This window comes from Arthrobacter sp. HS15c (assembly GCF_040812005.1).
GTDB lineage: Bacteria > Actinomycetota > Actinomycetes > Actinomycetales > Micrococcaceae > Arthrobacter.
The window spans coordinates 1-11589 of sequence record NZ_JBFOHM010000017.1 but is presented as its reverse complement, the minus strand read 5'-3'; the positions used below and the strand labels follow the sequence as shown (position 1 = coordinate 11589).

Genomic DNA, 11589 nt, shown 5'->3' with positions numbered 1-11589 from the left:
GACCTCCTGGTCGCCTCAGCGGTTGTCTAAGCAACTCCACTGTGCAACCGGAGGTCCTCACCCATCAGTCAACGACTCCGGCGAGCCATTACATTCACCCGACCAACGTCCTTGGGCAGTACACAGCAACCCGTCACTACAAATAGTTGAGACCGGCACCAATACCGGCGCCGGTCTCAACGATGTGAGCGGAATATTAGGAAGTGGCGCGGCGGGCGACGTTGTAGAAGCGGATGTTTTCGTATTCTTCGAGGCCTTCGGCGCTTCCTTCGCGTCCGAGGCCTGACTGCTTGATGCCGCCGAAGGGGGCGCCGGCGTTGGACGGTACGCCTTGGTTGATGCCCACGATGCCGGTCTCAAGACGGTCGGCGACGTTGAGGGCGCGGTCGAGGTTCTCGGTGAAGACGTAGCCGGCGAGGCCGAATTCTGTCGCGTTGGCCCGGGTGATTGCCTCGGCTTCCGTGCTGAACCGCTGGATCGCGGCGATGGGGCCGAAAATTTCGGACCGGGCAACGTCGGAATCTTCCGTGACGTGGTCCAGGACGGTCGGGGCGAAGAAGTTCCCTGCCGAGTCGTAGCCGTGGCCGCCGGTCAGCAGGGTGGCGCCCAGGGCCACGGCGTTGTTGGTGTAGGTGTGCATCTGGGCTACCGCACGGTCATCGATCAGTGCACCGAGACCGGTGTGCTGTCCGAGGCCGCTTCCGACGGTGACCTGGGCGAAGCGTTCGGTGAGCGCGGCGGAGAAGTCATCGGCGATCCCGTCCTGGACGTAGATGCGGTTGGCTCCGATGCAGGACTGTCCGCCGTTGCGCAGCTTCGCGGCAAAAGTTCCGTCCACGGCGCGCTGAAGATCCGCGTCGTTGAACACGATGAGCGGTGCGTTGCCGCCGAGCTCCATCGAGCTGCGGAGCACCTTCTGGGACGCGAGCTTCAGGAGCTGGCGGCCCACCGGCGTTGACCCGGTGAACGAAACCTTCCGGACCCTAGGGTCCAGTAGGACTGCTTCGCTGAAGGCGCCTGACTTGGAGGTGGTGATGACCTGGATCAGATCTTCAGGGACGCCGGCTTCGATGGCGAGGTGGACGGCAAAGTACGTCGTCAGGGGAGTGAGGGTCGCAGGCTTGATGACGACGGGGCATCCTGCCGCCAGTGCCGGAGCGATTTTTCGGGTGGCCATGGCCAGCGGGAAGTTCCAGGGCGTGATCAGTACGGCCAGGCCCACGGGGGACCGGCGGGTCAGCAGGCTCGCGCCTCCGTCCGGGGTATCCCGGAAGTTTCCTGCAGGGCGGACTGCCTCTTCGGCGTACCAGCGAACGAAGTCGGTGCCGTACTTGACCTCGCCGCGGGCCTCTGCGAGTGGCTTGCCCATTTCGCGCGAGATCAGGTGTGCGAGGTCTTCGGTGTGGGCTACGAGCTTGTCGTACCAGGCGTGCAGCACATCCGCGCGCTGGCGAAGACTGCTGTTTGCCCAGTCGGCTCCGGCCGCGTCGGCCTTCCCCACAGCTTCCAGCGCAGCCTCAACATCAGCGTCGGCTACGTGGGCGATGGTCTCGGCCGTGGCAGGGTCCTGCACCGCAATGCCCTGCCTGGGCAGCTTGATGGACTGGATAACGGCATCCGCATGCCGCAGGCTGTCAGCGTCCGCGGTAATCAGCGGCGCGGCGACGTTCGTTGTAAGGCTCATTGGTTCTCTCTTTCCGTTATGGCTTGCTCTAAGGGACGTTGTTCCGGGGATCAAGGAGTTCGGCAAGGTGAAGGCTTTTGCGCTCCGGTTCCAATTGCTTGACCTGCATCGCACAGCTGAAGCCGTCGGCGAGGACCGGAGTGTCCTGGGCGGTCCGGGCAAGGGCCGGAGCCAGCGCCTGTTCTGCTACCTTCATGGAGATGTCGTAGTGGTTGGCTTCGAAACCGAAGTTCCCGGCGACCCCGCAGCAGCCTGTTGCCTCGGTGACATTGGCGACGCCGAGGGCGGCCAGTGCCTTGCGCTGGACTGTGGCTCCGAAGGTCGAGTACTCGTGGCAGTGGGTCTGCACAGTTACGTCGGTGGGTACGGCTGGTGGCGCCCAACCGGTGTCGACCCAGTCCTTCACGGCTTCGGCGAAGCTGCGGATCCTGTGGGATACGCGTTCGGCGGCTTCGGTGCCGAGCAGTTCCGGCGCGTCCTTCTTCAAGGCGGCCGCGCAGCTTGGTTCAATAACGACGATCGGTGCATCGGTGCCGTCATCGAGCTTCGCCACGGCCTTACTCATGAGCTTCTTTGCGGTGTCTAGTTGACCCGTGGAGATCCAGGTCAGGCCGCAGCAGGCGTCGGATTCGCAGCCGACCTGCCTGCCCGTGCTTTCCATGACCCGGGCTGCTGCCCCGGCCACTTCGGGCCTGAAACCCTTGGTGAACGAGTCAACGAACAGTACGGCATCGGCTGTCTTGGCGGGGGCGCGGTACGGGGCGAGCGCGTCGCGAAGCATCTTCCGGGATGCGAACTTCGGCATCTTCCTCTTGGTGGTGAGGCCACCGGCAGCGGCGACGACGTTCCCGAGCGGGCTGTCCAGCACCAGGTTCACCAGCGGGCTGATCAGCGTGGTGAGTTTGAGCCAGCGTGGCAACCAGCCAAGGGAGAAGTGCGACATGGGCCGCAATTTGCCCTCGTAGTAGTGCGAGAAGAACTCCGATTTGTAGCTGGCCATGTCCACGCCTGCGGGACAGTCATTGGAGCAGGCCTTGCAGGCCAGGCACAGGTCCAATGCTTCGCGGACATCGTCGGATTTCCAGCCTTCGTCGACGGTCCGGGCACCCCGGACCATGTCCTGGAGCACCCTGGACCGTCCGCGCGTTGAGTCTTTCTCGTCTCCGGTGGCCCGGAAGCTCGGGCACATCACCCCGCCGGAATCTGAACGGCACCTGCCGACACCGATGCAGGCCTGGACGGCATGCACCCATGGGTCGGCTCCGGCCGCGGCTGCCTCAACGGGCCGGAGCTCGAAGTGCGTCCTCCACTCACGCTCGGGAACCCCCTCGAGGGCCAGGTTGGCGTCAAACGGATCCGCATCGGTGATCGATCCCGGGTTCAGGATCCCTGCCTCATCCCAAAGCCTGCGGTATTCCTCGAAGGCGGCGAGCATGCCGGGGGAATACATCCGCGAAAGCAGTGCAGAGCGGGCACGTCCGTCACCGTGCTCTCCGGACAGGGAACCTCCGTGGCGGACAACAAGTTCGGCAGCGGCCTGCGTGAACTTGCGGAACACGCTGCGTCCTTCCTCTGTGCGAAGGTCGTAGGTGATGCGGATGTGCATGCATCCCGCTCCAAAGTGTCCGTACATGATCCCGGTCAGCTCATACTCGTCCAGGAGCGTCCGGAAGTCGGCCAGGTAGGCTGCAAGGTTCTGCGGGGCAACGGCGGAGTCCTCCCAGCCGGCCAGGGATTCCCCGCCAGTGGCGGGCCTTGACGATAGGCCTGCGCCGTCTTCCCGCACCCGCCACAACGTAGCGCGTTCAGTAGAATCTGGAACGGCGCACCCATCGACCAGGCGGCCGTTCTCGGCCAGCCTTTCCAGCAGCAGAGCGGCCTGGCGGGCCACTTCGTCCGGGTCGTCGCCGTCGAGGTCCACGTACAGGAACGCCCTGCCCCGGGGAAGCCCCAGGACGGAGTCGTCTCCGCGGCGCAGCCGCATGGTATCCACGATGGCCTCATCGATGCCCTCCACCGCCGCCGGCGAGAACTCAAGGATGGTCTCGATGTCCCGGGCGGCATCGACGACGTCGGCATAACCGAGGCAGACCAGCAGCGCACTGGATGGCTTGGGGACGAGTTTCATGCGGGCGCGGACGACGACGGCGCAGGTTCCCTCGGTGCCGACCAGTGCCCTGGCAACGTTCAGACCGTTCTCCGGCAGCAGGTTGGCAAGGTGGTAGCCGGAAACCTGGCGCTGGATGCGGCCAAGTTCACGACGGAAAGCAGCCAGGTTGTCCTGGGCGAGCTTCTTGAAGTCCTCGCCCAACTGGAACGCGCGGGAAACGGAGAAAGCGTCGGACGGATTGGTGGCCCGGATGCCCTTGTCCGATGCGGTAAGGAGGGCTCCATCGGAGGTGACGACGTCGATCTCGTGGACGTGGTCGGAGGTCCGCCCATAGCGGACCGAGTGATTGCCGCATGCATCATTGCCGATGGAGCCACCGATGGTGGCACGGTTTTTTGAGGACGGATCGGGGGCGAATGTGAGGCTCCCGACAGTTGCAAGTTCGGTCTCGCGGGTGAGCTGGGCCAGCACAACGCCGGCTTCGACGTCTGCCGTTCCCGTCGTTTCATCGATAGTGATGATCCGGTTCATGTGCCGCGAGAAGTCCAGCACGATTCCCGGGCCGATGGCGTTTCCAGCCATGGACGTCCCGCCGCCGCGGCTTATCAGGGCAGTATCGGTTTCCCGGCACGCCGCCATGACGGCGACGACGTCGTCGACGCTGCGCGGAAACACAACACCAACAGGCGGGATTCGGTAATTGGAAGCGTCGTAGGAGTATGCGGCCAGCCGGTGACCCGAGGCTTCCACAGGCAAACCCGCGGCCTGAAGCCTTTCCAGGATCGGTGCACGTTCCGGGGCGGTGAACTTTGAATACATGGTGCGCTTTCCACTGGGGGTTTCCTGGAACGGTGTTGATGAATCGAGAAGCCACTGAGGGGAGTGCCGGCGGGAAGCCGGCCCCTGGGCTGGAGCGGGTGGCTGTGCCGGCCTAGTGCTCTCGGAAAGGTTCCTCCGGGATTCTGGTGCTCAGGAACTCTTCGGCGTCGTTCAAATGGGCCGCCCAAAGCTGTAGGGCTTCTTCAGGGTTGCCGGTGACAAGTGCTTTCAGAAGCGCAGTATGTTCATCGTGAAGTGTCGATACGTCGGGGTATCGGGGGCGAAGGAGCGCCATCAGGAGGCGGATCTCTGTGGAAATCGTCTGAAAGAGCCTGCTCAACCGTGGCGAGTCTGCAGCTGCCACAACTGCTGCATGAAAGCCCATGTCAGCCTGTGCCGCTATTTCCCAATCCTGGTCATCCCTGACTTCGGAAAACCTCGCCAAGGATTCCCGGATCGGCTCGGTATCGGCGCCTTGGCAGACCGAGCGGACCGCCTCAAACTCGATGAGTCGGCGCACGCGAAATATGTCGGTGACGTCCTGGAGGGAGAAACGACGGACTCTTGCGCTTCGCCCGGTTTCGCGTTCCAGGAAGCCGTCAGCGATGAGGCTCTGAACCGCAACGCGGGCAGTGGGCCGCGCCACACCCAACTTCTCGGCCACGTGGCTGTCCTTTACCTGTGCTCCCGCTGAATAGTCTCCGGCCAGCAGGCTGCGTTCAAGCCGGGTACGGACAGCGTCGGCAACTGTCACCGTTTCATGGATCGTCACCCAAAAAACTGTATAACAGCTATACAGTTTTCGCGAAAAGATGTGAAACCCAGGGTAGGCCGGGCTACCGCGCGAAAACGTGAGGAGCTGCGGCTGCTTCAGCTCCCTTGCGCATCAGGTTCGTCCGTTCATTTACGGGCAGCTGCGGGAGGGGGCTGCCGCGGGGCATTTCTCTGCCATAGACATCCGCTGCCGCATGGGTTACGATTGTCAACAATTGACAGTACAGCAGAAGGAGAAGTTCATGCGTCCGTACGTTTACGTATCTGCGGCCACCATCGCCGGGGAGCTCGAGCCCAACGGCCACCGTCCTGGCTACGACTCAGGCGACCCCAAGACATCGATCCTGAAGTTTGACACCGCCATCAAGACGGGTGTCTGGGAGTGCCAGCCCGGCGGCTGGGAAGTGACTCCTCGCGAGGACACCGAAGTGTGCTACATCGTGAGCGGTCGCGCGACCGTCACCGACGCCGCCACCGGCAACCGCTACGAGATCTCCGGCGGCGACGTGATCGTCCAGCCCAAGGACTGGTCGGGCCGCTGGGAGGTCACCGAGACTATTCGCAAGGTCTACACCCACGGCTTCGACTGAGCACCGTCTCACCTGGCTACTGCCGAACGGGCCGCACACTCAATGAGGGTGCGGCCCTTTCGCGCATTCGACGGCACGGCGAGGGTGTCCCGGGTTCTACCCTCCTGAATCTCTTCCCTCCGGCCCTGGGGCTCCCCCTTATATGGAAGGAGTCTTCGGGGAAGGCTTTTGTTCAGGCGGTCTGGGGCGCTTTGATGGCCTGCATGACATGGTTGGTGACCTGGTGGATGCCATGCGCGTGTCTGCCGAACAGCTGATGAGAAGGGTGCGGGAGGAGTTGCCGCTATGAAGTAATTCCTTTCAGGTGGGTTTTCCGGCGAGTGCATGCTTCATCCCTTGCCGACGGCGCCAGCCCACGACAACGGATGGGGCGAACCCGTCCGTAGTCCTATGGCAAAGAAGTTCCATGTTCCCTCAGAGGGAACGCGGTTGCTGCTCGGCGTACGCAGAACGGCGAATTTGGAGGTGTGCACCTTGTGCACACTTTGGGCGTCGGATTGGGCCGTATGGGTGGGATCGGGCCGGATTCCGTATGCTTCCGCGCGGGAGCCCAGTGGACCCTTTCCACACGCTCTTCGCGGGGTCCTTATGCGGGGTTGCGGTCACCGCACCTGGACCCGCGCTCGGCTCGGACCGTGGCCCTGGGTAAACCGTCAGACCGTGAGCACGGCCAGTGGTACTTCCAGCTATACATCCAGCACCTGCCGACGGCCTACGAGAGGCGCTGAAGTAGGCGGGAGTTCCTGGCGTCTGCCTGTGTTGTCGCACAGCTTCATGGTTGGCAGCCTCACCCCCAGGCTGTGGCAATAGCGGAAGGTCAATGGCGTCCACGGGCCGGGGGCGCATGTCGAGCGGAATCTTTGTTATCGAAGGTGACGAGGATATCGCCGGCCTGATCAGTGTCGTCCTAAAACGTGAAGGGCTTGAGGGTCCGCTCGGGGCGGACGGCTTCTGCACAGCACGGCCGCGGGCGCCTCCGCTTACCTCATCAAACCGATTTCCTTCCCAGCGAACTTCGGGACGCGGTCAACAGCTCAGCCCCGTTCGCAGCTCCATGCCGGATCCTCCGGTGCCGCCCCGCTGTCGTAGTGGGGTTGGACCTGACGGCCGTGCCGGGCGACCCGATGAGAGTCGGGGCTGTCCGGGAGCGCCGTCGAGGTCCAACGTCACCAGATCGTGGTCGCGTCGACAGGTCAGGACGCGGAAGCCGTTGTGCCGTGGTGTCGGGATGTCGCCGGGAAGTAATTCCTCGAGGCGGGTTCCTTCGTTGATAACGTTTTCCTCCCTAGTGGTGCGATGGCGAGCGGGTATCCGCATTCCTGGCTGAGTTCGGGCATGTCTTCAAGCCCATCTACGGTTCCCACGAGTGTCGGTGTGATGAGGATCGCTGCCCAGGCGGAGATCGTTTTCTCCGATGGCGCATACTGCCGCCAGTGCGGACTCCGTGTCCTCCAGCTTCCAGGATCGGGCGGGTAAGGGCGGGAGTAGGGGATGTCCGTCCGTCAGCACTTCCAGAAACACCGAAGGTCCGCGGGCTAGTACCTTGTCCCAGGTGATAGGTCGCTATACGTCGGAATACAAGAAAAAATTCACCGCTCCAGGGTCTATCGTAGATTGTTGACAATTGCTAGACTGGCCATATGAACCACCAACCTAGGCCGGTACCCGCCAGCCCTCTAATGAAAGGAAATGTCATGAAGAAACGTCGCCCGGCTGCTTCGACTCTCGTGCTCGATGAACCGTCAGGCACTGGTCACTGCCCGAAAACCGGATGGTGGTCAGCCGCTGGGGACCCGAGTGGCACGAGGTTTATCACTAGGGGCGAGGTGATGCCTGCCTTGAGCGGCACACTTGCCCTCTGGACATTGAGGGCGACGGCTGACGGTTTCTAAGGCAGGGACTCGAATCTGCGTTGCACCCAAATTCGTAGACGCAGTCCCGGCCGTCTCGTCCCGCTAAGCCTTCGCGTCGGCGAGTTCCGACGGCGAACTCGCATCCAGCGCAGCGCCACGCTCGACTTCGGTGATCCGCACTCTTCCTGGCAGCGCGGAACCAACATGAACACCGGTCGGGTCCTGAGGTTCTGGTTCGAGAAAGGCTCAGACCTCTCCATCCATACCCCGCGGTCCTGCGTCCCAGGGCCGCGAAACTGATCGGCAGGCCGCGGCCCGCCCTCAACCTGCAACCGAGCCAACCGGATGCGACTCGCAGCCCAGGTCCCCAGCGTTGCTCCTACCGCGAAGGCGCAACTACTGGGCGTATCAGTGAACAGCATCGGAGTCTTTGGCATCTCGTACATCCTCTATCTGATTTCACTGCCGTGCTGAGCGGCTTGGCTCTTTCTAATCCCTGTGATCGTCTTTCTCCGGCTGCGTGTTGCCGGCATCTTAGGATGATCTCGGAGCTCTAAGCCGACATGGTCGTGAACGCGAGCAGTAAAGGTGGAGGAACCCCCGCAGACGGCTCAACCAGGCGCGGGGCATCCGGCCGGCGGGGTCTCAGACAGCGCCTTTTGCCCCGTACCCGCGAGAGGAGACGTTTTTCCAATGTCTGAAAATGTGCCGGATGACCCAGTCTTGCGATCCTCCAGGCCCAGCGGAGGCTATGCGGCCACGAGGCCATCATGGCAAATCAGGTGCGCGAACAAGACGTCCCGCTCTTCACTTGCCGGCGCACTCACCCGCACCGCCATCCTTGATGACCTGATGGTGCCTCTGGCGGCGAACGGCCGGCGGAGCGTCAGGAGTTTGGCCAAGTGCCGTCAAGGTCACTATCCAGCCCCGCGCTTGGAAGCTCTCGCAGGGCTGCGTGCTAGCTAGCGGCTGAGCGTCCTCGGTCTCGAGCAAGGAGGTTGACTTCCCTTGAAACTGCTTCCAGCCGATCGGCCCGCGTGGCCGGCCCATTTTTCTTCAGGCGTTTCGGTCGCGATTCGGGAGAACCACACAGGGGCGACACCGGAAAACCGGTGCGGGCCGGCTCTTGCTCAGGGTCCGAAGTAGATAGGGGGTCGTGGAAAATCAACTCCGCTCCTTGTGGCCGGGGAGCTGTGGCCGCCACCTGTTTGGGGCTGTTCCGGAAGGGAGCATTGGAGGCAATGCACGCTGCCCCATTCACTGGAACGCGCCCTGCTGGACATGAACGGCAACGAGGATGGAGCCCAGGGCAAGAATTCCGGCACTGACGTGAACCAGGAAGTGATTTTTGAATTTCCTCCGGAGCTTTGCACCTGCACCTGCACGTGCGTCTGCGGTGGACTGCGGAAGGTACACGACTGCGCTGGAGCTGGTCAGGAGCCCCGCGGCGATGAGCACCATCAAACTGACCATGACGCTCCCAGGGTGAAGGATTCGACGAGGCGCCCGCGGGGCGGCATTCCAAGAGGCCCTTTAGCAGGCATGGGCGTTGTGAGAAATCTGCAATTCGTAGTCGTCCTCAATATGGAACAGCCGACGATCACCGATTTTGTCTATTACCCAAATTGTGTGTCCATCTTCAGTCCGGTCATTAACGAAACCCTTGTGCCACTCAACGCCTCCCTGGCTAAGAGTGACGGCGTCACCCAGCTGGAGGGACGCCCACATAGATACTCGTTGGCTTTGCAGCATTTCTCTTACTCCTGTCCTCCTGGTCCGCATCCGGGACGCCTTCGGCCCGTAACCAATGCAAGGTTTCCATCTGCAAGAGTCTATCGTCGATTGTTGACAATTACTAGAGGCGCCCTGGTCCTTTGGCGCCGCCATTACTGAACCGGATGGCGGCAGGTTCGATATCGGTCCGGGGCTCTTTGTTCGTGACGCGTGCCGGCCGGGAGGGCAACTGGACCATCCACGGAACGCTCCGAGCGATGTGGGTCGTCAGCAGCCGCCCCGCGGGCTACTTCCCAGGTTGGAAGCTTCAGCGATGACAACGAAGAGTCCGACGGCGACCGTCACCGTGGGCCGGCGGCTGGAGGATATTAGGCGGTGACTTCGTTCTCTTCCCTTTTGGCGGTCAGATCCTCAACGGCTTTCTGCATGTGCTGTTTGATGGCTTTGTGGAGCGCTGCTCGTTCGCCTGCCTCCAGCAGGTCCAACAGGTTCTGGTGTTCCTGCACGAGGGCATCTATGCGGGGGTAGGCGACGGCCAGGTTGAGGATACACATCCGCGATTCGGCCGCGAGGGTTTCGTAGATCCGGATCAGGCGTGTGTTGCCTGCCCCGGCCACGAAGGAGGTATGGAACTGCATATCCAGCCGGGCAATCGCCTGCCAGTCCGAGACAGCAACCCGCTTCGCCATATCACTGATGACGGCCCTCAAGACCCGGCACGTGTCGTTGACCTGCTCCTGGCCGGCATCAAGCAGCGCGTCTGCCGCAGTAGATTCCACAGCCTGGCGGACTGCATAGATCTCCCTGACGTCGTCGTCTGAAAGCTCGAGCACGAAGACACCCCTGTTGCGATGGCTGACCAGGATCCCTTCCTGCGACAGCCGCTGCAATGCCTCACGGACAGGACCCCTGGATGTGCGCAACTGGCCTGCCAGGACAGATTCATTGATCTGCTCTCCAGGACGGAAGATCCCCTGGACAATTTGTTCCCGCAACTGATCGGCGATCAACTGCGCCGTGGGTCTTCCCTCCAGTACAAACAATCCTTCCGGTGCCGCCATTGCTGTTCCCTCACTTCACTCTTGGCCGATTGCATTTCTTAGACAATATTGGAATCTTGAACCCTTTGAGACCACATCGGGCACGAGGCCTGGTCGGAGTCACCTTTTGGGCTGGTCGCGTTAAATGCTCTTGAATCGTTGGGGTCTGAGGAAATCGAGACCCTCGAAGGTGCGCTTGCCAAGGGCTTCGTGTGCGGCGATTTCGCCGTAGCCGGTGGCCATTTTGAAGCCTTGGCCGGAGAAGCCGGTGGCGCAGTAGATTGCGCTGTTTCCCCTGAGGCGGCCGATTAGTGCCTGCCTGTCTTTGGTGTAGAGGTCGGGGAACGCGTCTGCTCGGACGATGTTGGGGATGAGGCCGGGGAAGAATTCAGCGACAGTTTCGGTGGTTTCCTGGATCTCGGCAGCCGTCAGGTCCCGGGGGACGGAATCGGCCGTTGCAGTGGGTGCACCCCTGCCGTCCAGAGTGGCCTTCACGGTGACGCCATCAACGCTCGGCGCTCCGTACATGGAACGGTCCCCGGAGATTCGGATGAAGACGGGGAATCGCTCCGGGGAAAACTCTGCCGCATCCTTGGCCACAAACCAGGTGAGATAGATCCGGTACGGCTCAGCGGCCTTTTGCAGGTAGTCGGGCATGAGGCGTTGTGACCAGCCGCCGGATGCGATGATGACGTTCTCGAAGGTCCAGGATTTATCGCCGGAGGTGATGAGGACGCCGTGGCCGGTTTCGGTGATGCTGTCGATCGGGGTGTTGGTGTGGATGGTTGCGCCGTTGGCGACGGCTGCGGCGACGGCGGCTGTGACTGCGCGGTCGGTGCGCAGGGCGCCGGCGTGGGGGTCGTAGACGGCGATGTCGTCGGGGCGGAGGTTGTGCTGGGGGTAGCGTTCGGCCATCTCTTCGCGGCTGAGGATTTCGTGGTCTGCGCCGTTGTTGCGGGTGGTTTCCAGGAGCTTGGGGATGTAG

The 11589-nt window shown here is 62.4% G+C and carries 7 protein-coding genes and 1 pseudogene; 2 read left to right on the top strand and 6 right to left on the bottom strand.

Going from position 1 to position 11589, the window contains the following annotated elements; all coding sequences use genetic code 11:
• Nucleotides 1-196: 196 nt before the first annotated feature.
• From ABV518_RS22140 to ABV518_RS22130, 3 genes are all read right to left on the bottom strand, one after another.
• On the bottom strand, nt 197-1684 hold the full coding sequence (locus ABV518_RS22140) for an NAD-dependent succinate-semialdehyde dehydrogenase (RefSeq protein ID WP_367771755.1): 1488 nt from the start codon (nt 1682-1684) through the stop codon (nt 197-199).
• Between the two features lie 28 nt (nt 1685-1712).
• Nucleotides 1713-4613: an FAD-binding and (Fe-S)-binding domain-containing protein gene (locus ABV518_RS22135; RefSeq protein ID WP_367771753.1), complete on the bottom strand. Its 2901-nt coding sequence runs from the start codon at nt 4611-4613 to the stop codon at nt 1713-1715.
• A gap of 112 nt (nt 4614-4725) precedes the next feature.
• A complete protein-coding gene (locus ABV518_RS22130; protein ID WP_367771750.1) occupies nt 4726-5385 on the bottom strand; it encodes a GntR family transcriptional regulator in 660 nt (219 codons plus the stop codon).
• A gap of 244 nt (nt 5386-5629) precedes the next feature.
• On the opposite strand from ABV518_RS22130, the gene ABV518_RS22125 reads away from it, so the two are divergent.
• Both ABV518_RS22125 and ABV518_RS22120 read left to right on the top strand, forming a co-directional pair.
• Entirely contained in the window at nt 5630-5977 is a 348-nt protein-coding gene (locus ABV518_RS22125) for a cupin domain-containing protein (protein ID WP_367771747.1), read from the top strand.
• Nucleotides 5978-6579: 602 nt separating this feature from the next.
• Nucleotides 6580-6690: pseudogene (locus ABV518_RS22120) on the top strand (polyphosphate kinase 2); the annotation flags it as partial.
• 2397 nt (nt 6691-9087) lie between these two features.
• On the opposite strand, the gene ABV518_RS22115 reads toward ABV518_RS22120, so the two are convergent.
• The 3 genes from ABV518_RS22115 to ABV518_RS22105 form a co-directional block, all read right to left on the bottom strand.
• Nucleotides 9088-9303, bottom strand: a complete 216-nt coding sequence (locus ABV518_RS22115; RefSeq protein ID WP_367771744.1) for a hypothetical protein — start codon at nt 9301-9303, stop codon at nt 9088-9090.
• A gap of 629 nt (nt 9304-9932) precedes the next feature.
• The gene (locus ABV518_RS22110) at nt 9933-10625 is read right to left on the bottom strand and encodes a GntR family transcriptional regulator (protein ID WP_367771741.1); all 693 of its coding nucleotides are present in this window, start codon (nt 10623-10625) and stop codon (nt 9933-9935) included.
• A gap of 120 nt (nt 10626-10745) precedes the next feature.
• A partial coding sequence (locus ABV518_RS22105) for an FAD-dependent oxidoreductase (RefSeq protein WP_367771738.1) occupies nt 10746-11589 on the bottom strand: 844 nt, incomplete at its 5' end.

Coding starts and splice junctions, on each gene's coding strand:
- ABV518_RS22140 (WP_367771755.1), bottom strand. CDS start 1,684: ATGAGCCTTACAACGAACGTCGCCGCGCCGCTGATTACCGCGGACGCT.
- ABV518_RS22135 (WP_367771753.1), bottom strand. CDS start 4,613: ATGTATTCAAAGTTCACCGCCCCGGAACGTGCACCGATCCTGGAAAGG.
- ABV518_RS22125 (WP_367771747.1), top strand. CDS start 5,630: ATGCGTCCGTACGTTTACGTATCTGCGGCCACCATCGCCGGGGAGCTC.
- ABV518_RS22115 (WP_367771744.1), bottom strand. CDS start 9,303: ATGGTCAGTTTGATGGTGCTCATCGCCGCGGGGCTCCTGACCAGCTCC.
- ABV518_RS22110 (WP_367771741.1), bottom strand. CDS start 10,625: ATGGCGGCACCGGAAGGATTGTTTGTACTGGAGGGAAGACCCACGGCG.